The sequence below is a fragment of the Pseudomonas sp. GW822-FHT06D10 genome, from assembly GCF_058799535.1.
In genome coordinates, this window is sequence record NZ_JBXALN010000008.1 from 15,614 (window position 1) to 35,304 (window position 19,691).

The following is a 19,691-nucleotide window of genomic DNA, read 5'->3' on the forward strand; positions in this document are numbered from 1 at the left end:
CGGGCCCAGGCCCGCAAAAGGCGAATACGATACACCCGCAGTTGAGAAACAGTAAGGCCGGCGCGGCGACGGGACGCAGGCGAGACGGGGAAACGATGGGTGTTTTCGAGAGTCTGCTCGCTGACAAGCCCGTTGCTCTTGCAGGAGCCGGCTGGCCGGCGAACAGCCCCCTCAGCCCTGCAATCCCAGCAGCAGGTGCACCACGCCACCGGCCAGGGGCATCACCGCCGGTACCCCCGCCACGCGCAGGGCGCTGCTGTCCAGCAGTTGCGGATCATGCAGCTCAAGGCGCAGGCGGGTCAGGGCCAGGGGTTGCTGGCTCTTGATGTTGGCGCTGCCACCCAGCGCCGCCAGCATTGCGTCATTCAGAACATTGCCGTTGGCCCTGGGGGCCTTCGGCTGATCAGGGATCAAGTCTGGAGTCAGGGCTTTCCAGAACGCGCGTTGCAATTTCTCGAACATTTTCAGTTCTCCAGAACCAGTGAATCGGCTGCGACTTGCTGCTTGTGCAGGTATTCACGTACCTGAACCGCGTCCTCCAGATCGATGATCCGAGCTGCCAGCGCCTGGCATTCGCTCAAATCCAGCTCGCGTACCCGGGCCTTGATGGCCGGAATCAACGGCACGCTCACCGACAGTTCGTCCACCCCCAGGCCCAGCAACAGCGGCACTGCCAGGGTTTCGGACGCCAGTGCACCACAGACTCCGACCCACTTGCCGTGGGCATGGGCGGCCTGCACCGTTCGCGCGATCAGGCGCAGCACCGACGGGTGGAAGCTGTCGGCCTGACTGGCCAGGCGCGGATGATCACGGTCCATGGCCAGGGTGTACTGGGTCAGGTCGTTAGTGCCGATGGAGAAGAAATCCACCTCCGGAGCAAAGCGGTCTGCCATCAGGGCCGCCGAAGGCACTTCGATCATGATGCCCAACTTGGGCCTTTCCGCCAGGCCCAGGGCCCGAACCTCGTCATCCAGTAGCTGCCGCGCCTGACGCAGCTCCGCCAGCTGGCTGACCATGGGCAACATGATGTGCAGGCGTGCCTGCCCGGCGCTGGCGAGAATCGCCCGGAACTGCTCCCGCAGCAGTTCGGGACGCTCCAGGCACAGGCGGATGCCCCGCAGGCCGAGAAAAGGGTTGGCTTCACTGTCCATGGGCACATAGGCCAGGGGCTTGTCGCCGCCCACGTCCAGGGTGCGCACCACCAGATTGCGCTCAGGGCCCAGGGCCTGGGCGATGGCCCGATAGGTTTCGGCCTGCTCCTCCAGACTGGGGGCGTGGCTGCGGTCCTGGTAGAGGAACTCCGAACGCAACAGGCCGACGCCCTCGCCTCCCAGGCTCATGGCCTGCTCGGCCTCCGCCAGAGAGGCAATGTTGGCCGTGACCTCCAGATGATGACCATCACGGGTCACCGCCGGTTGCGCCGCCTGGGCCAGGTCCTGACGCTGGCGCAGGCGTTGCTGCTGACGCAGGGCCTCCAGTTGCTGCAAGCGTTGCGGGTCAGGGTCCGTATGCAGTTCGCCACGATCGGCATCCAGCAGCACCCGGGTGCCGTTGGCCAGGGACAGGACCCGGGGCGACAGCCCACAGATCGCCGGCAGGCCCAGGGCTCGGGCGAGAATCGCCACGTGGCTGGTGGCACCGCCGCCGACAGTGGCAAACCCCAGCACCTTGGCCGTGTCCAGGCTGGCGGTCTGCGAGGGGGTCAGTTGCTCGGCAATCAGAATGGCCTGGTCCGGCAAGCTCACGGCATGCTCTTGCACCCCGAGAATCAGCTTGAGCACCCGTTGGCCGACATCCGCCAGATCCACCGCGCGCTCAGCCAGCAGCGTACTGCCCAGGCCCTTGAACAGCTCGGCGGTAACCTCGATGGCACTGTTCCAGGCAAAGGCGGCGCTCTTGCCGGCGACGATCAGGGCTTGGGCCTGCTGCAACAGGCTCGGGTCGTCGAGGAGTTCCTGGTGGGCACGGAAGATTTCCTGCTGTGCTTCACCCGGGGCATTGTCCCGCAGCTGTTGCAGGCCCCGCACCGCCTCTCGCAAGGCCCGCTCAAGGACTTCGCGCTCCTGCTGCGGGTTTGCCGCCCACTCGCTTATCTGCAAGCGCTGCTCAGCCACATGGACCACCTGGCCGACCGCCGAACCCGGTGACGCACAGACACCCCGCAGAACCGTCTCCAGCGACTCATCCCGCGCCGCTACTGGCTCAGGACTCGGCGCCGCAGCACTGACTTTCTCGCCACAACCCGAGGCCAGCAGCTCCACCAGAACCTGGATCGCCTGCTCGGCATCCGCACCCGCAGCACTGACCTGCAAGACATCGCCCTGCACCGTCTGCAACGCCATGATCGACACCAGGGACTTGGCATTGGCCGAGTCCTGGCGCCGGTGTAGGCAGATATTCGCGGCAAAGCCCTTGGCGGCCTGGGCCAGCAACGCCGCCGGACGAGCATGCAGCCCCTGGGGGTTGCCCAGGATCAGCGGTTTGGAAAACAGCGCCTCTGCTTCAGCGCCCTCGGCCTTGGCACCTTCCTCTGCGCAGGCCGGCTCGATCTGCAACACCGGCTGTCCCAGCTCCACCAGCAGGCTGTCGGACACCAGCCCCGTCACCGCCTCGCCACTGACCACCAGCATCAGGGTCAACAGGCTGCGAGCGTGCCGGGCCAGATAATCAGCATCGAACTCGATCAGCGGCTGGCCTGCCGAGACCTGCTGACCCTCCTCGACCAGACAGGTGAAGCCCTTGCCCGCGAGATTCACCGTGTCCAGCCCGATGTGCATCAGCACCTGCTGCCCCTGTTCACCAGTGATGCTCACCGCATGGCCGCTGTGCTGCAGGTTGCTGATCACCCCGGACAGAGGTGCGCAGAGGGTCTGGGAAGTCGGGTCGATACACACGCCGTCGCCGATCACCCGGCTGGAAAACACCGGGTCGGGCACCTGCTCCAGGGGCAGCAGCACCCCGGACAGGGGCGCGAGCAATTGCAAGGGTTGGGTTATGGCCATGACGTCACCTGCTAATGATTCCTTGAAGTGCCGATGGAGCGCGAGCCCCGACAGCATCGCTTATTTCCACCAGTACTCGACCTGCAAACCGACGTTCGCCCCGTGCCGGGCGGTGCCGAAGACACCACTGTCGGACAGCGCGGAGCCAGCCGCCAGTTCGTTGGCCGCGCGTTTGGCGGCCTCGTTCCAACTGGCATAGGTGTAATACAGGCGCACCTCGGGCCGCGCCCAGAACTCCGGCCCCTTGGGCGACCAGGTGGGCGCGAAGGTGAACTTGCTGAGTTTGCGGGTGCCACCGGGCGCCTCCACCTGATCATGACCAAACTCGGTCACCAGCTTGAACTGTTCGGTGATGGCATAGGCCGGGCGCACACCCAGGGAGATCCAGTTCTGGTCCTGGCCGTCGGGGCGAATGTCCTTCTGATAGACCGCCTCTACCTGGCCGCCGAAGCGCGGGGTGACCTGCCAATCGAAGAACTCCACCAGGCGATAGCTCTTGTTGCCGTCATCCAGGTAGGGATTGCCGGTGTAGCCCAGGCCGGTACCGGGCCCCTCACCGTATTGCAGGGCCAGTTTGTTCTTGCCGCCGAAAAAGTCTTTCTGCACATGCTGGGTGGTGATCGCCCAGCCATTGTGGGCACCACGGCGATCGGGCTTTTCCAGGTAACTCAGGCCCAGCTCCAGCTCGCCGCCGGGGTTGGTCTGGAAGCCGGCAACGTTGAAGTCGTGACGGCTCACGGCTTGCTTCTGGTAGAGGTTGTCCTTGCGGGAAAAGGCGTAGCTGTATTTCAAATCGCCGATGCGCACGTCCTCGACCCCGCCGCCGGTGGCGCTCTGGTTCCAGTAGTAGAAGTCGGAAATATGGATGTCGTTACGCTTGTAGTAACGGCGCCCGGCCCACAGTGAGCCGCCATTGAGGCTGGGCAGGTTCGACCACTGGGCGTACATCTGCGGCATGCGCGCCGAGCCGTTCTCGCCCTGGAAGGTCAGGTTGCGGTCGTAGCGGTTGTAGAGCGAGGCCATGCCGTCGACGCTGAGTACCGAACCGTCCTCCAGGGTGTACAGGTCCTGGCGCAGCTCAAGCTCGGCGTACTGCTCGCACTCGTTGCCCAGGCGGTACTTGGAGGGCGCGCCGGGTAGCTGAAAGCAGGATTGCGGGCCGCTGTTGACCGAAGTGCCAAGGCCGCTGCGCAGGTAGCCGGCGAACTCCAGGGCCTGGGCCGGAAAGGGCATTGCCAGGCACAGGCAGGACGCCGCCAGGCCGCGATTTATTGTTGTTTTCATAAGCCACCCCATTATTTTTATTGTGATATTTCGATCCGCAGAAGCCGGCTTGCCGACGAACGAAGCCCTGCGCTGTATCTGCAACAGCGCATTCACGGCAGACGCAAACCGCCCGGCAGCTTCTGCGAGGATTGTCAGCAGTCGGTCAGGTGCAGGACGAAGGACTCATAGGGCCGCAGCAGCAAATGCCGGCTGCGGGCGCCATCCCCCGGGTAGTTGCTGATCAGCAGACGCTGCTGCATGCCCGGGTCGATGACCTCCTGCGGCAATTCAACCTCACACGGCGAACCGTAGAAGTTGTTCACCACCAGCAGTCGCTCGCCCTGCCCTTCCCGCACGTAGGCCCAGACCTGCATATGCTCGGGCAGCAATTGGCGATAGACGCCGTGCTGGATCAAACCCTGCTCACGGCGCAACGCGATCAATTGGCGATAGTGGTGCAGCACTGATTGCGGGTCGTCGAGCTGTGCCTGGACATTGATCTGGCCAGCGTTGGCCGCAACCTCGATCCAGGGGGTGCCGCTGCTGAAACCGGCATTGGCCCCGGCATTCCACTGCATTGGCGTGCGCCCGTTGTCCCGGGACTTCTGCTGGATCGCCGCCATGATGGCCTGCGGCTCTTCACCGGCCTCGCGCTTGAGGCGGTAGATATTCAGGGTCTCGACGTCGCGGTACTGCTCGATCCGCTCGAAGTGCGGATTGGTCATGCCCAGCTCTTCGCCCTGATAGATAAAGGGCGTGCCCTGCAGCAGGTGCAATGCGGTGGCCAGCATCTTCGCCGACACCACGCGGTGTTCGCCGTCGTCGCCAAAGCGCGATACCACCCGGGGCTGGTCGTGGTTACACCAGAACAGCGCATTCCAGCCGCCGCCGGCCTGCATGCCGCATTGCCAGTCGGACAGGATGCGCTTGAGTTCAAGGAAGTCGAAATCGGCCCGCACCCACTTCTGCTGATTGGGGTAATCCACCTTCAGGTGATGGAAGTTGAAGGTCATGGACAGCTCCTTCGACTCCGGGTTCGAGTAGCGGATGCAGTGTTCCAGGCGGGTGGACGACATCTCGCCGACATTCACCAGGTCATGGCCGGCGAACACTTCCCGATGCATTTCCTGCAAGTACTCATGAACGTTCGGGCCATCGGTATAGAAGCGCCGGCCATCGCTCTGGTCCTCGGGGAAGTCCGCAGGCTTGGAAATGAGGTTGATCACGTCGAGGCGAAAGCCGCCGACGCCCTTATCCCGCCAGAAGCGCATCATCTTGAAGACTTCGGCGCGCACCCGTGGGTTGTCCCAGTTGAGGTCGGCCTGAGTGTGGTCGAACAGGTGCAGGTAGTACTGGCCGGTCTGCGCTTCGTATTCCCAGGCCGAGCCGCCGAACTTGGACTCCCAGTTGTTGGGCTCATCGCGCCAGATGTAGAAGTCCCGGTAGGGGTTGTCCAGGCTACTGCGGGCCTGCTGGAACCAGGCGTGCTCGATGGAAGTGTGGTTGACCACGATGTCCAGCATCAGCTTGATCCCGCGCTTGCCGGCCTCCTCGATCAGCAATTGGCAGTCGGCCATGCTGCCGTAGCTGGGGTCGATGGCGTAGTAGTCGCTGATGTCATAGCCATTGTCGCGTTGCGGCGAACGCAGGAACGGGGTCAGCCACAGGCAATCGACCCCCAGCCAGTGCAGGTAGTCAAGCTTGTCTACCACTCCCAGCAAGTCGCCGGTGGCCTGCCCTTGGTGGCTGTGAAAACTTTTCGGGTAGATCTGGTAGATCACCGAACGCTGCCAGTCTTGCATGGGGGAATCCTTTGGAAAGTGCGAGGGCATTCGCCAGCGAGCCGGCTCCTGCAGGGCCGGTCAGGCCACTCGGTAGCCGGGACGGATGATCTTCAGGCTCAGGCCGCAGGTCAGGACGAAAGGCACCACCAGGGCGACGACCATGCCGATCACGAACATCGGGATGTATTGCGGAATGATCGAGATGAACCCCGGCAGCCCACCGACGCCGATGGCCGAGGCCTGGACCTTGTTCAGCGAGAGGAAGATGCTGCCCAGGGCCGAACCGATCAGCGCGGCATAGAACGGAAACTTGTAGCGCAGGTTGACGCCGAACATCGCCGGCTCGGTGATGCCGAAATAGGCCGAGATCGCCGAGGTCGAAGCCATGCTGCGATCCCGAGCATTGCGGCTCATGGTGAACACCGCCAGGGCCGCGCTGCCCTGGGCCAGGTTGGACATGACGATCATGGGCCAGATAAAGGTGCCGCCCTGGGTGGAGATCAGTTGCAGATCGACCGCCAGGAACATGTGGTGCATGCCGGTGATCACCAGCGGCGCATAGAGGAGGCCAAAGATCGCCCCACCCACCACCGGCGCCAGGTCGAACAGGGTGACCACGCCTTCGGTGATCAGGATCCCCAGATGGCGGGTCACCGGGCCGATGATCGCCAGGGCCAGCACCCCGGTGACCACGATGGTGGTGATGGGCACCACCAGCAGGGTAATGGCGTTGGGCACCCGGGCCCGCAGCCATTTTTCGATCACGCTCATCACATAGGCTGCCAGCAGGATCGGCAGGATCTGCCCCTGGTAGCCGACCTTCTCGATCTGGAACAGGCCGAGGATGTCGAAGTACGGCAGGCTCTGGCCATCCAGCCCGGCCACGGCCTTGCCGTAGTTCCAGGCGTTGAGCAGGTCCGGGTGCACCAGCATCAGGCCCAGGACGATGCCGAGGATCTCGCTGCCGCCGAAGCGCTTGGCCGCCGACCAGCCCACCAGGGCCGGCAGGAACACGAAGGAAGTGTTGGCCATCAGGTTGATCAGGCTCCACAGCCCGTCCAGGCCCGGGTAGGCCTCGAGCAGGGTCTGGCCCTCGATGAACATGCCCTTGGCACCCAGCAGGTTGTTCACCCCCATCAGCAGGCCGGCGATGATCAGGGCCGGCAGGATAGGCATGAACACATCGGAGAACACCCGCACCAGACGCTGCATGGCATGGGTCTTCTGCGCGCCCTTGTCCTTCACATCGGCAATGGTCGAGGCCGCAAGGCCAGTCTGCTCACGCAGCGCCGCATAGACCTTTTCCACTTCGCCGGGGCCGATCACAACCTGGAACAGGCCGCCGGTGAAGAACGATCCCTTGACCAGGTCGATCTGATTGAGCGTGGCGCTGTCGACCCGGCTCGGGTCCTTCAGGGCCAGGCGCAGGCGGGTCACGCAATGGGCAGCCTGCTCGAGGTTGTCGGCGCCACCGAGGCTGTGCAGCAACTCGCTGGCGATCGTTGAATAGTCGTGGCTCATGCTCGTTCTTCCACCTGAGATTTTTGTTATTGGCAGCACGCCGAGGAGGAAACTACTCGTCTGTACGAGTTAAATCAACAACTCGTACAGACGAGTTTGGATTTTTCTTCGGGCCAACGCTCGAAATGTGCTTTTCCGAGCCGACTCCGGCCTGCCAGGTACATGGACAAATACCCCGCGCAGCCCTTAAGGTGCCTGCCTTGAGCACAGCGCGGCACAGAGCCATCCCATGAGCAAATACAACCAGATCTACAGCGATCTGCTTGCCAGCATCACCACCGAACGTCTGGAGCGTGGCGCCCGCCTGCCTTCGGAAAGCGAACTGATGGACAGCTACCAGGCCAGCCGCGGCACCGTGCGCAAGGCCATCGAACTGCTGCAGGAGCGCGGCTTCGCGCAGAAGATCCACGGCAAGGGCACCTTCGTGCTCTCGCCCAATCCCATCGAGTTCCAACTGGGCGGCATCGTCAGCTTCCAGGAAACCTATCCAGGCCTGGGGGATGACGTCAGCACCGAGGTGGTGGAGTTCAGCCAGTTTCCTCTCGAAGGCCCGCTGCGGGCCCATCTACAAGCCGAAGAAGGCAGCCTGATCACCCGGATCAAGCGGGTCAGGCGCATTGACGGCAAACGGGTGATTCTCGACATCAACCACTTTGTCGCCGATCTGATTCCGGGGCTGGACCGGCAAATCGCCGAGCAGTCGATCTATGCCTACATCGAACAAACCCTGCAATTGAGCATCAGCTACGCCCAACGCACCATCGAGGCCAGCCCGCGGAGCAAGGACGACCAGCAGTTGCTCGACCTGGACGGCCAGAGCCACGTGATCGTGGTGAGCAACCAGACCTTTCTCCAGGACGGGCGCCAGTTCGAGTACACCGAATCACGGCACACCCTGGACAAGTTCTACTTCTCCGACGTGGCGCGGCGCTAAGCCCCACCCTGCCCCATCAGCCCAGCAAGGCCACCAGTTCATCGCTGAGGGGGCCGATGCGCTGCGACTCCTTGGCGGTGTTCACCTGCTGCGCCACCCGCGCCACCTCGATCACCGGGTGCTTGAGGGCGTAGCCGCCCTTGCTGTCCAGCCAGCTCAGGACCTCCGCCAAGTGCCACAGCGAAGCGCTGCCTTCATGGATCGCCAGGGGAAAACTATCGGCATGGCCGAGCATCAGCTTGCGCATGTTCTGCCGGGACACGCCGACGATCTCGGCGATCTCGCTGAGGCCGACAAAATCCGGGCTGGCCTCCACCAGCCGCGCTTCGGGAATGATCCGCTTGATATCCCCCAAGGCACTGAGCAGCGCCGCCTCGGCACTCTCGGCTTCGCGACTGAACTCCAGGGCCAGGCGCCCGGCCAGGCCGCTGCCCACCAGGACGTCGGTGCAACCCGCCGCACCGAGGCGCTCCACCAGTTGCAGCGGATCACAGCCCTCCCGCGGCAGCAGGTAGTTGAGGGTGAACAGGTATTCCATGGTGCTTACTCCTTGCGGGCTGCCGACGACTTGGCTCCACGCAGCTGGTTCAGGGTGCAGTTATCGATCACCCGGCATAACGCCCGGGCGTGCTGGGTCGGATTCTTCGGCGTGCGCCATACGCTGGTGATGCAGAACTCGCCACAGCGACACACTTCGTTGTTGTACGGACAATAGATCCGCCCCCAGGCATGACCACCGCCGACCTCGATGCGCCAGCCCTGCCATTCGGCGTAGCGCAGGGCCATTTCAATGTCCTTCTTGGGATGAGTTGCACGAGCCATCCATAGCCTCCAGTATCGCCAGTCACACAAGGTTGTCAACCGACAACCTTGTACCCTCCGATCAAACCCCGCCGCGAACAAGCCGCAGCAAAAACAGGCGGGGGGAGATCCAAGGGTAGAGAGAAGCCCAGGACAAGGGGCCGAGCATGTCTTACGTGATATTGCCGGAAGGCGAAAAAGCGCCGCCTCTAAAGGTCCTGCAACACAAATGCCGATGTGTACCGCAGGCAATCCCCCAGAAACGACAATGGCGATCGACACCCGAAGGTCCCGATCGCCATTGGCTAACGCGAATGGATCAAGCGTCGATCACTCGGCCCCGATCATTCCCACTCAATCGTGGCCGGTGGCTTGCTCGACACGTCGTAAGTGACGCGGGAGATGCCTTCGATCTCGTTGATGATCCGGCCGCTGACGGTTTCCAGCAGTTCGTAAGGCAGGTGCGCCCAACGTGCGGTCATGAAGTCGATGGTTTCCACGGCGCGCAGGGCCACGACCCAGGCGTAACGACGGCCATCACCTACCACGCCCACGGATTTCACCGGCTGGAACACCACGAATGCCTGGCTGACCTTGTGGTACCAGTCGGCCTTGCGCAGCTCTTCGATGAAGATGTGATCGGCGCGACGCAGCAGGTCGGCGTATTCCTTCTTCACTTCACCGAGGATGCGCACACCCAGGCCCGGACCCGGGAACGGGTGACGGTAGACCATGTCGTACGGCAGGCCCAGTTCCAGGCCCAGACGACGGACTTCGTCCTTGAACAGCTCGCGCAGTGGCTCGACCAGCTTGAGGTTCATTTCTTCCGGCAGGCCGCCCACGTTGTGGTGCGACTTGATCACGTGGGCCTTGCCGCTTTTCGCGCCAGCCGACTCGATCACGTCCGGGTAGATGGTGCCCTGGGCCAGGTACTTGATGTTTTCCAGCTTGCAGGATTCGGCATCGAACACGTCGATGAAGGTACGGCCGATGATCTTGCGCTTCTTCTCCGGGTCGGCTTCGCCGGCCAGGTTATTGAGGAACTGCTCCTCGGCGTTGGCGCGGATCACCTTGACGCCCATGTTCTCGGCGAACATGGCCATTACTTGCTCGCCTTCGTGCAGGCGCAGCAGGCCGTTGTCGACGAAGACGCAGGTCAGCTGGTCGCCGATGGCCTTGTGCAGCAGGGCCGCGACCACCGAGGAGTCGACGCCGCCTGACAGGCCCAGCAGGACGTTGTCGGTGCCAACCTGGGCACGGATCTGGGCAATGGCGTCCTCGGCGATCTTCGACGGGGTCCACAGCGCTTCACAGCCGCAGATGTCGAGGATGAAGCGCGACAGGATGCGACCGCCCTGCTTGGTGTGGGTCACTTCCGGGTGGAACTGCACGCCGTAGTAGCGCAGGTCGTCGTTGAACATGCCGGCAATCGGGCAGCTCGGGGTGCTGGCCAGGATGTGGAAGTCTTCCGGCATCTTGGTGACCTTGTCACCGTGGCTCATCCAAACGTCTAGGCCGAACAGGCCGTCGGCGTCGACGTGGTCTTCGATGCCGTCCAGCAGGCGGCTCTTGCCGACTACATCAACCCGGGCATAGCCGAACTCACGCAGCTCGGAACCTTCGACCTTGCCGCCCAACTGCTCGGCCATGGTCTGCATGCCGTAGCAGATGCCGAAGACCGGAACGCCCAGGTCAAACACCGCCTGCGGGCAGCGAGGGCTGTTGGCTTCGTGCACGGATTCGGGGCCGCCGGCGAGGATGACGCCTTTGGGAGCGAATTCGCGGATCGCTTCGTCGTCCATGTCGAACGGATGCAGTTCGCAGTAGACCCCGATCTCGCGCACACGGCGGGCGATCAGTTGGGTGTACTGGGAACCGAAGTCGAGGATCAGGATACGGTGAGCGTGAATGTCGAGGGCCATGGTCAGTCTCGTCTAATTTCAGAAACGACACGGGGCTGAAAAACACAGCCCCGGTTACTAAATTCGTCAATCGCCTCCGGGCCTTGGCCTGGAGGCGATCACTATCAACCTACGCGATAGTTTGGCGCTTCCTTGGTGATCTGCACGTCGTGGACGTGGGATTCAGCCATGCCGGCACCGGTGATGCGGACAAACTCCGGCTTGGTGCGCATTTCTTCGATGTTGGCGCTACCGGTGTAGCCCATGGAAGAACGCAGGCCGCCCATCAGCTGATGGATGATCGCGGTCAGGGTGCCCTTGTATGGCACGCGACCTTCGATACCTTCCGGCACCAGCTTCTCGGCACCCGCGGAGGAGTCCTGGAAGTAGCGGTCGGAAGAGCCCTGGGCCTGGGACATGGCGCCCAGGGAACCCATGCCCCGGTAAGCCTTGTAGGAGCGGCCCTGGAACAGCTCGATCTCGCCTGGAGCCTCTTCGGTACCGGCGAACATCGAACCCATCATCACGCAGGAAGCACCGGCGACGATGGCCTTGGACAGGTCACCGGAGAACCGGATACCGCCGTCGGCGATCAGCGGCACGCCAGTGCCTACCAGCGCCGCTGCAACATTGGCGATGGCGCTGATTTGCGGCACGCCAACACCGGCAACGATACGGGTGGTGCAGATCGAGCCCGGGCCGATACCGACCTTGACTGCGTCGGCGCCAGCTTCGGCCAGGGCCTTGGCGGCAGCGCCAGTAGCGATGTTGCCGCCGATCACCTGCACTTGCGGGAAGTTCTCCTTGACCCATCGAACGCGGTCGATCACGCCTTTGGAGTGACCGTGGGCGGTGTCCACCACCACCACGTCGACACCAGCATTGACCAGCGCAGCAACGCGATCGCCAGTGTCCTTGCCAGTACCGACCGCAGCGCCGACGCGCAGGCGACCCTGGTCGTCCTTGCTGGCCAGAGGGTAAGCCTTGGCTTTCTCGATATCGTTGACGGTCATCATGCCCTTGAGGGCGAAGGCGCCGTCGACGATCAGTACACGCTCGATGCGGTGCTTGTGCAGCAGCTCGCGGACGGCGGTCTTGTCGGCGCCTTCCTTGACCGTGACCAGGCGCTCTTTAGGCGTCATCACTTCACGGACGCTGACTTCCAGACGGCTTTCGAAACGCACGTCGCGGGAAGTCACGATGCCCACCAGGTCGCCGTTGTGCAGTACCGGCACACCGGAGATGTTATGCATGCTGGTCAGTTCGAGCAGGTCACGCACGGTGGCGTCGGCCTCGATGGTGATCGGGTCCTTGACCACACCGGCTTCGAAACGCTTGACCTTGCGCACTTCGGCAGCCTGCTGCTCGATGGTCATGTTCTTGTGGATGATGCCGATGCCGCCTTCCTGAGCCATGGCGATTGCCAGACGGGCTTCAGTGACGGTGTCCATGGCGGCGGAAACCAGTGGAATATTCAGCTCGATGCCACGGGTCAAACGGGTCTTAAGACTGACTTCATTAGGCAGTACTTCGGAATAACCGGGCACTAGGAGAATGTCGTCGAAGGTGAGGGCTTCTTGGCTGATACGCAGCATCGCGGGGGCTCCCGGGCGGGAAAATGGAAGCGCGCCATTATACTCAGACAGCTACCCGGGCTCAATGTAAAACTCTGGCTAATATCGCTGGAGTGATAGATGGAGATATCCGCGCGCTACAACTCGACCTTGACCCAACTTATCGGCTGATCCAGCCATTCGGCGAACTCGTCGATAAAGCTCTGTTTAAAACCCGCTTCGGCCCAGTTGTTGAAGATGAAGCCCAAGTTGGAAAAACCGCATTCCTGAAGAAACAGAAAGCCGTTGATGTCATCTTCATGACCGCACTCGGGACAGGTGAAGTTATCGGTGCGCCCCGGCATCCAGTCTTCCAGGCTCTCGAACAGCGCTTCGCCGATTTCCTGCCGGCACTCGGCACAGCCGGCTTCTTCGAGAAAGCCCTTGGCCGGGGTGTAGATGCAGCGTTTGGTGATGATCTCCAGGCCATTGATCGGCTCGCCGAAGGGCAGCGCCTCTGGCCGCAGCACCACCTCCCGTGCCCCGGCGGCAATGGCGTGCCCCATGCGATTGCCCGTGCGCCCGCAGGTGCTGAGGCTTTCCTCGACGATGTTCTTGCGCACCAGCCAGCGCACGATCGCCCGGGCCCGGGGCTCGTGCACCGGCAGGGTGGAAATTTTCGGGACGAGGATGCTTTGGGAGTTCATGGATAAGCCTGGAACATGCGGGGACGGTACTCACGCTTTCGCCGGCAAGCCGGCTCCTGTCATCAATTGTAGGAGCCGGCCTGCCGGCGAACGAATTCAAAGGCCCGCAGCTTAATCCCTGGCCCCAGCAGGTCAAGTACTCAGGTAACGGCCGATCAAGGCAACGCCACTGGCCAGCACCAGCCAGGTCACCAGGCGTACAAAAGCCTCCCGGGACAGTTTCATCGTCAGCCGGCGGCCAATCCACAACCCCAAGGCCATCGCCGGCAACAGGCATAGCGCCAATAGCAGCAGCGGCAACTCGGCATAGACCCCGGCCAGGGCGAACAGGCTCAGGCGCACCACGGTGCTGCAACTGATCAGCGCGCTCTGGGTCGCCCGCGCCGGGTCCTTGGGCAGGCGGCTGTTCAGGTAGATGGCATATAGAAAGCCGCCACTGCCGAAGAGGGCGCCAAACAGCCCACCGACAATCCCCATCGGCACCGCCCAGCCAGCCGCCAGTTGGGTCGGACGCGCCTTCACCCACAGGCTGTAGATGGCATAAGCACTGATGAACAGCCCCATCAATAGCAGCAATAGATCGGATTTGAGGTTGAGCAGGAAGATCACCCCCAAGGTGCAACCTACTGCCATGCAGGGCAACAGGCGCAGCAACTCCGGCCTGGCCACATCCTTGCGCGACGGCAGAAGGTTGCCAAAGGCCGCGACAAAATCCAGGAGCACCAGCAGCGGCACGATCTTCGACAGCGGCATGAACAGGATCAACACCGGCCCGGCCACCAGGGCCGTACCGAACCCGGCAATGCCGAACACTATGTACGCCAGCGCGATACCCAGGCCGATCACCAACCAACTGCCCGGGCCGAAAGACCACTGGTTCAAACCCTCGATTACCACGCTCATCGCTGCGACTTCCCAGTTGAATACGCAGTGACTTTAGCCAGCAGTGAGCCTTGCGACTAATATCGTCCAAGTCGCCAACTCATCGCAAAAAGGCATGCCTCGTGATTTCGACCCGCCAACTGCGCTATTTCGTGGAAATCGCCGAATGCGGCAGCTTCAGCGCCGCTGCCGAGCGCCTGTTCGTCGCCCAGTCAGCCCTCAGCCGGCAGATCAAGGAGCTGGAAAACCAATTGCAGACCCCACTGTTCGAGCGCACCGCGCGCCTGCCGCGGCTGACGGCGGCCGGTGAAGCGTTTTTCCCCAAGGCACGCAACCTGCTGAGCGAATTGCACCAGGCCAGCGAGCTGGCCACTCAGGTAGGCCTGGGGCAATTGGGCACCTTGCGCCTGAGCCACTCCAGCACCGTGCCCATGAGCGGCCGGCTACTCCAGGGCATCGGCAGCTACTTGCAGCATTGCCCTGGAGCCTCGATGGACATCGCCAAGCTGTCTTCCGAGGCGCAACTGGAAGAGTTGGCGCAGGGGCACCTGGATATCGGCCTGTTGCGCCTGCCGGTGTTACGTCAACGGGCAGGTGTACAGATCACGCCCCTGTTCGCCGAACCCTTGCTGCTTGCGGTGCCACCTCAGCACCCACTGGCGCTGGACCCTCCGGCCGGGGGCGTCGACCTGGCCCAGCTTCGCGAGGAAGCCTTCATCTCCATCCCCCACCCCCAGCGGGGCGGCTTGAGTTACCTCTCGGCCGAGCTGTGCATGCGCCAGGGCTTTTTTCCCAGGGCGGCGCGGGTGATGTCGCGCAAGACCACCCAATTGCAACTGATCCAGGCCGGCTTCGGCATCGCCCTGCTGCCCGAGTCGATGCAGGACATCGCCCCGGCCAGCATCCGCTTCCTGCCGCTGGCGGATGCCGATTGCCAGAGCACCGTGGCCCTCGCCTATCGACAGGAGCCGACGCCCCTGGTGGCGCAATTCGTCGAACATTTTCGCAATCACTTGTAGTTGATTTGCGTTGTTCCATTCAGAGACAGGCCTTTAAACTGCGCCCCATGATTAAAGATCCCTTCGCACGACTCGGCCTGGACCGCGAGGTCCTCACCGTCACCCAGCTCAACGGCCGCGCCCGGGTGCTGCTCGAGGACGTGTTCAGCAATATCTGGGTGGAGGGCGAGATCTCCAACCTCGCCCGCCCGGCTTCCGGCCATGTGTACTTCACCCTCAAGGACAGCGGCGCCCAGGTGCGCTGCGCACTGTTCCGGCAGAACGCCGCGCGGGTCCGCCAGGCGCTGAAGGACGGCCTGGCGGTCAAGGTGCGGGGCAAGGTCTCGCTGTTCGAAGGGCGCGGTGACTACCAGCTGATTCTCGACACCGTGGAACCGGCCGGTGATGGCGCCCTGCGCCTGGCTTTCGATGCCCTGAAAGACAAGCTGAGCGCCGAAGGGCTGTTCAGCGCCGAACGCAAAGTGCCACTACCGGCCCATCCGCAACGCATCGGCATCATCAGTTCGCCCACCGGCGCGGTGATCCGCGACATCATCAGTGTGTTCCGGCGCCGCGCACCGCAGGTCGTGCTGACCCTGATCCCTACCGCCGTGCAGGGCCGCGAGGCTGCGGCGCAGATCGTCCGGGCCCTGCAGCTGGCCGACGCCCGGGGCTTCGACGCGCTGATCCTGGCCCGTGGCGGCGGCTCACTGGAGGACCTCTGGTGCTTCAACGAAGAAGCCGTGGCCCGTGCGGTGGATGCCTGCGTGACACCGATCGTCAGCGCCGTCGGCCATGAAACCGACGTCTCCATCAGTGATTTCGTGGCCGACGTTCGCGCGCCCACGCCTTCCGCAGCAGCCGAACTGCTGGCCCCCGATTCCAGTGACCTGCAACGCCGGGTCGACAACCTGCATCGACGCCTGGTGATGCGCATGCGCGACCGGCTGGTGCGCGACCGGCTGCGCCTGGACGGCCTGGCCCGACGCCTGCGCCATCCCGGCGAACGCCTGCGCCAGCAGGCACAGCGCCTGGACGACCTGGACATGCGCCTGCGCCGCGCCTTCGAGCGCAGCCTGAATACCCGTCGCGAACGCTTGATCCGCCTGGAAACCCGCCTCGGAGCCCAGCATCCGGGGCGGCAACTGGCACTGCTGCGCCAGCGTCTGGACAGCCTGGCCGAACGCCTGCCCCGGGCCATGCGCGAAGGCCTCAAGGGCCGCCGCCTGCAATTGCACAGCCAGATGCAGACCCTGCATGTGGTCAGCCCCCTGGCCACCCTGGGGCGCGGTTACAGCATCCTGCTGGACGATCGCGGGCAGGCCATTCGCAGTGCCGGCCAGACCCGCCCAGGCCAGCGCCTCAGTGCCCGCCTGGGCGAAGGCGAGCTGCAAGTACGCGTCGAAGACAACCACCTGACGCCCGTCACCCTTTCTCTACTGGATTGATCCATGCCGCGTTTTCTCTACTCCCTGCTGTTGCTGTGCCTGGCCTTCAATGCTCACGCCGACAGCTACATCACCCGCCTGCTGAACAAACCCGTGCCCGGTGGCGTAGCGGTGGTCGACCTGGGCAGCGCCGCCCAGGCGCCCAAGGCCAGCTACCAGGGCAAGCCGGTGCTGGTGGTGAAGGAGCAGAACAACTGGCTGGCGATTGTCGGCATCCCGCTGACGGTCAAGCCCGGCACTCAACAAGTAAGCGCCGGCGGGCGCAGCCTGAACTTCGTGGTCGGCAACAAGAAATACCCGGAGCAGCACATCACCCTGAAGAACCAGCGCCAGGTCAATCCGAACCCGGCGGACCTCAAGCGCATCGACGGCGAGTTGGCGGAACAGATCCGCGCCTACCGCAGCTTCAGCCCCAACACCCCAAGCAACCTGCTGTTGGACAAGCCGGTGAATGGCCCCCTGTCGAGCAAGTTCGGCGTACGCCGTTTCTTCAACGGTGAAGAGCGCAACCCTCACGCGGGCCTGGACTTCGCGGTGCCGGCAGGCACACCGATCAAGACCCCGGCGGCGGGCAAAGTGATCCTGATCGGCAACTACTTCTTCAACGGCAACACCGTGTTCGTCGACCACGGCCAGGGCTTCATCAGCATGTTCTGCCACATGTCGAAAATCGACGTGAAGATCGGCCAGTCCCTGGCCCGTGGCGCCGTGGTGGGCAAGGTGGGGGCGACCGGCCGCGCCACCGGGCCGCATATGCACTGGAACGTCAGCCTGAATGATGCGCGGGTCGATCCGGCCATCTTTATCGGGGCCTTCCAGCCCTGATCGCGCAGCGCCGCTTGCCTGCATCAGGCATTGATTCAGCGGCGAGCCGACGCCCACAGGGATTGCGCAGCCCTACTCGACTGCGCAATCGTTAGTATTCTTTCAAAGAATACCCAGCATAAAATCTCGATATAGCTTTGTTTTCGAGTATTCCTCTCAATTTTTTTCGACTGCTTGCCATCTCTCACCCCAGTGGTTAGGGTTGAGCACATGAAAACCTCTCACACCCTCATTCAGCGTCGTCAACACCGGAGCCTCTGCCTCGTCAGCGCACGACTGCCAGGCTGAATCGCGGTGCCTCATCCCCCTGCGTCAACCTCACTCTTGATTCACCGGCAGGCCGCCTCTTTTCGGCCCGGACAATAAGGATTTCTCCATGACCATGCTCAAAGACCCATCCTCCAAGTACCGCGCGTTCCCGACCATCAACTTGCCGGACCGTACCTGGCCGTCGAAAACCATCACCAGCGCGCCGATCTGGTGCAGTTCGGACCTGCGTGATGGCAACCAGTCGTTGATCGAACCGATGGATGCCGTCAAGAAGCTGCGCTTCTGGAAGACCCTGGTGGCTGTGGGTGTGAAGGAAATCGAAGCTTCTTTCCCGGCCGCTTCGCAAACCGACTTCGACTTCGTGCGCACCCTGATCGAAGGCGGCCACATTCCGGACGACACCACCATCCAGGTATTGACCCAGGCCCGTGAAGACTTGATCGCCCGCACCTTCGAGTCCTTGCGTGGAGCGAAAAAGGCCATCGTCCACCTGTACAACGCCACCAGCCCTTCGTTCCGCCGCATTGTCTTCAACCAGGACAAGGCCGGTGTGAAAGAGATCGCGGTGAATGCGGCCAAGCTGTTCGTCAAATACGCCGCCCAGCAACCGGAAACCCAGTGGCAGTTCGAGTACTCGCCAGAGACCTTCAGCGCCACCGAGCTGGAGTTCGCCAAGGAAGTCTGCGACGCCGTGGTGGAAGTCTGGAACGCCACGCCAAGCAACAAGGTGATCCTCAACCTGCCGGCCACCGTTGAAGTCGCCACACCGAACATCTACGCCGACCAGATCGAGTGGTTCTGCCGCAACATCAACCGTCGTGACAGCGTGCTCATCAGCCTGCACACCCACAACGACCGCGGTACGGGCGTGGCCGCCACCGAGCTGGGCCTGATGGCCGGCGCCGACCGTGTCGAAGGCTGCCTGTTCGGCAACGGCGAGCGTACCGGTAACGTCGACCTGGTCACTGTGGCCTTGAACCTCTACACCCAGGGTGTGAACCCTGAACTGGATTTCTCCGATATCGACGGCGTGCGCAAAGTCGTGGAAGAGTGCAACCAGATTGCCGTGCACCCGCGTCACCCTTATGTCGGCGACCTGGTCCACACCGCGTTCTCCGGCTCGCACCAGGACGCGATCCGCAAGGGCTTCGCCCAGCAGAAAGCCGATGGCTTGTGGGAGGTGCCGTACTTGCCGATCGACCCGGCCGATATCGGTCGCAGCTATGAGGCGGTGATCCGCGTCAACAGCCAGTCGGGCAAGGGTGGTATCGCCTACCTGCTCGAGCAGGAATACGGCATCAGCTTGCCACGCCGCATGCAGATCGAGTTCAGCCAGGTGGTGCAGCGGGAAACCGACCGCCTGGGCCTGGAAATGACCGCCCAGCAGATCCACGCGCTGTTGCACAGCGAGTACTTGCAGGCCAACACTCCCTACGCGCTGGTCAGCCATCGCTTGCAGGAAGAGAACGGCCACAGCGCCGTGGAAGTGGAAGTCTCGAGCAAGGGCCAGGGCGAGACCAACCTCAGTTGGCGCGGCAAGGGCAACGGTGCCCTGGAAGCGCTGGTGGCCGGGCTGCCGGTTCCGGTGGAGATCATGGACTACAACGAGCACGCGATCGGCGCCGGCACCAACGCCAAGGCGGCGGCCTACATCGAACTGCGGGTCAACGGTGAGCGCGCCGTGCACGGCGTCGGTATCGACGAAAACATCACCACCGCCAGCTTCAAGGCGCTGTTCAGTGCGCTGAACCGCTCCTTGAGCGAGCAGCAGGCCAAGGCAGCCTAAAGGCTGCCAAAAG

The 19,691-nt window shown here is 63.1% G+C and carries 16 protein-coding genes; 5 read left to right on the forward strand and 11 right to left on the reverse strand.

The window, feature by feature from the left end; all coding sequences use genetic code 11:
• Positions 1-171: 171 nt before the first annotated feature.
• From AC1RL5_RS24470 to treP, 5 genes are all read right to left on the reverse strand, one after another.
• Positions 172-462 (reverse strand): PTS sugar transporter subunit IIB, encoded by a 291-nt coding sequence (locus AC1RL5_RS24470; RefSeq protein ID WP_011063183.1) that lies wholly within the window; start codon positions 460-462, stop codon positions 172-174.
• A 2-nt stretch (positions 463-464) separates the two neighbouring features.
• Complete coding sequence (gene ptsP / locus AC1RL5_RS24475; RefSeq protein ID WP_145712314.1) at positions 465-3,002, reverse strand: phosphoenolpyruvate--protein phosphotransferase; 2,538 nt, start codon at positions 3,000-3,002, stop codon at positions 465-467.
• Positions 3,003-3,062: 60 nt separating this feature from the next.
• A complete protein-coding gene (locus AC1RL5_RS24480; RefSeq protein WP_072450866.1) occupies positions 3,063-4,286 on the reverse strand; it encodes a maltoporin in 1,224 nt (407 codons plus the stop codon).
• Positions 4,287-4,420: 134 nt separating this feature from the next.
• Positions 4,421-6,070, reverse strand: coding sequence for an alpha,alpha-phosphotrehalase (gene treC, locus AC1RL5_RS24485; protein ID WP_207239620.1), 1,650 nt, complete (start codon positions 6,068-6,070; stop codon positions 4,421-4,423).
• Between the two features lie 60 nt (positions 6,071-6,130).
• Entirely contained in the window at positions 6,131-7,573 is a 1,443-nt protein-coding gene (gene treP / locus AC1RL5_RS24490; RefSeq protein WP_011063187.1) for a PTS system trehalose-specific EIIBC component, read from the reverse strand.
• A 229-nt stretch (positions 7,574-7,802) separates the two neighbouring features.
• Here treP and treR point away from each other — a divergent pair, with 229 nt between their 5' ends.
• Entirely contained in the window at positions 7,803-8,507 is a 705-nt protein-coding gene (treR, locus tag AC1RL5_RS24495) for a trehalose operon repressor (RefSeq protein WP_011063188.1), read from the forward strand.
• Positions 8,508-8,523: 16 nt separating this feature from the next.
• On the opposite strand, the gene AC1RL5_RS24500 is transcribed toward treR, so the two are convergent.
• The 6 genes from AC1RL5_RS24500 to AC1RL5_RS24525 all read right to left on the reverse strand — a co-directional run bounded on the left by AC1RL5_RS24500 (position 8,524) and on the right by AC1RL5_RS24525 (position 14,372).
• A complete protein-coding gene (locus tag AC1RL5_RS24500) occupies positions 8,524-9,045 on the reverse strand; it encodes a helix-turn-helix transcriptional regulator (protein WP_072450869.1) in 522 nt (173 codons plus the stop codon).
• A gap of 5 nt (positions 9,046-9,050) precedes the next feature.
• Entirely contained in the window at positions 9,051-9,329 is a 279-nt protein-coding gene (locus AC1RL5_RS24505) for a hypothetical protein (protein ID WP_492589836.1), read from the reverse strand.
• A 323-nt stretch (positions 9,330-9,652) separates the two neighbouring features.
• A complete protein-coding gene (guaA, locus tag AC1RL5_RS24510; protein WP_011063192.1) occupies positions 9,653-11,230 on the reverse strand; it encodes a glutamine-hydrolyzing GMP synthase in 1,578 nt (525 codons plus the stop codon).
• 104 nt (positions 11,231-11,334) lie between these two features.
• Positions 11,335-12,804, reverse strand: a complete 1,470-nt coding sequence (gene guaB, locus AC1RL5_RS24515) for an IMP dehydrogenase (RefSeq protein ID WP_072450870.1) — start codon at positions 12,802-12,804, stop codon at positions 11,335-11,337.
• 116 nt (positions 12,805-12,920) lie between these two features.
• Positions 12,921-13,469 carry a sugar ABC transporter ATPase gene (locus AC1RL5_RS24520; RefSeq protein ID WP_072450871.1) on the reverse strand — a complete coding sequence of 183 codons (549 nt, stop codon included), beginning with the start codon at positions 13,467-13,469 and terminating at the stop codon, positions 12,921-12,923.
• Between the two features lie 132 nt (positions 13,470-13,601).
• Entirely contained in the window at positions 13,602-14,372 is a 771-nt protein-coding gene (locus AC1RL5_RS24525; RefSeq protein WP_011063195.1) for a sulfite exporter TauE/SafE family protein, read from the reverse strand.
• A gap of 101 nt (positions 14,373-14,473) precedes the next feature.
• On the opposite strand from AC1RL5_RS24525, the gene AC1RL5_RS24530 reads away from it, so the two are divergent.
• The 4 genes from AC1RL5_RS24530 to leuA all read left to right on the forward strand — a co-directional run bounded on the left by AC1RL5_RS24530 (position 14,474) and on the right by leuA (position 19,678).
• Positions 14,474-15,370 carry a LysR family transcriptional regulator gene (locus AC1RL5_RS24530; RefSeq protein WP_072450872.1) on the forward strand — a complete coding sequence of 299 codons (897 nt, stop codon included), beginning with the start codon at positions 14,474-14,476 and terminating at the stop codon, positions 15,368-15,370.
• A gap of 47 nt (positions 15,371-15,417) precedes the next feature.
• Positions 15,418-16,797: an exodeoxyribonuclease VII large subunit gene (gene xseA / locus AC1RL5_RS24535; protein ID WP_492589838.1), complete on the forward strand. Its 1,380-nt coding sequence runs from the start codon at positions 15,418-15,420 to the stop codon at positions 16,795-16,797.
• A gap of 3 nt (positions 16,798-16,800) precedes the next feature.
• Positions 16,801-17,622, forward strand: a complete 822-nt coding sequence (locus AC1RL5_RS24540; RefSeq protein ID WP_072450873.1) for a peptidoglycan DD-metalloendopeptidase family protein — start codon at positions 16,801-16,803, stop codon at positions 17,620-17,622.
• 376 nt (positions 17,623-17,998) lie between these two features.
• Positions 17,999-19,678 (forward strand): 2-isopropylmalate synthase, encoded by a 1,680-nt coding sequence (gene leuA, locus AC1RL5_RS24545; RefSeq protein ID WP_011063199.1) that lies wholly within the window; start codon positions 17,999-18,001, stop codon positions 19,676-19,678.
• The last annotated feature ends 13 nt before the right edge of the window (positions 19,679-19,691 follow it).

Bases quoted from the DNA above. Each gene is read 5' to 3' on its own strand.
- guaB (WP_072450870.1), bottom strand. From the start codon at position 12,804: ATGCTGCGTATCAGCCAAGAAGCCCTCACCTTCGACGACATTCTCCTA.
- AC1RL5_RS24525 (WP_011063195.1), bottom strand. From the start codon at position 14,372: ATGAGCGTGGTAATCGAGGGTTTGAACCAGTGGTCTTTCGGCCCGGGC.
- AC1RL5_RS24540 (WP_072450873.1), top strand. From the start codon at position 16,801: ATGCCGCGTTTTCTCTACTCCCTGCTGTTGCTGTGCCTGGCCTTCAAT.
- AC1RL5_RS24520 (WP_072450871.1), bottom strand. From the start codon at position 13,469: ATGAACTCCCAAAGCATCCTCGTCCCGAAAATTTCCACCCTGCCGGTG.
- ptsP (WP_145712314.1), bottom strand. From the start codon at position 3,002: ATGGCCATAACCCAACCCTTGCAATTGCTCGCGCCCCTGTCCGGGGTG.
- AC1RL5_RS24470 (WP_011063183.1), bottom strand. From the start codon at position 462: ATGTTCGAGAAATTGCAACGCGCGTTCTGGAAAGCCCTGACTCCAGAC.
- AC1RL5_RS24500 (WP_072450869.1), bottom strand. From the start codon at position 9,045: ATGGAATACCTGTTCACCCTCAACTACCTGCTGCCGCGGGAGGGCTGT.
- AC1RL5_RS24480 (WP_072450866.1), bottom strand. From the start codon at position 4,286: ATGAAAACAACAATAAATCGCGGCCTGGCGGCGTCCTGCCTGTGCCTG.
- treP (WP_011063187.1), bottom strand. From the start codon at position 7,573: ATGAGCCACGACTATTCAACGATCGCCAGCGAGTTGCTGCACAGCCTC.
- treC (WP_207239620.1), bottom strand. From the start codon at position 6,070: ATGCAAGACTGGCAGCGTTCGGTGATCTACCAGATCTACCCGAAAAGT.
- AC1RL5_RS24505 (WP_492589836.1), bottom strand. From the start codon at position 9,329: ATGGCTCGTGCAACTCATCCCAAGAAGGACATTGAAATGGCCCTGCGC.
- guaA (WP_011063192.1), bottom strand. From the start codon at position 11,230: ATGGCCCTCGACATTCACGCTCACCGTATCCTGATCCTCGACTTCGGT.
- treR (WP_011063188.1), top strand. From the start codon at position 7,803: ATGAGCAAATACAACCAGATCTACAGCGATCTGCTTGCCAGCATCACC.
- xseA (WP_492589838.1), top strand. From the start codon at position 15,418: ATGATTAAAGATCCCTTCGCACGACTCGGCCTGGACCGCGAGGTCCTC.
- leuA (WP_011063199.1), top strand. From the start codon at position 17,999: ATGACCATGCTCAAAGACCCATCCTCCAAGTACCGCGCGTTCCCGACC.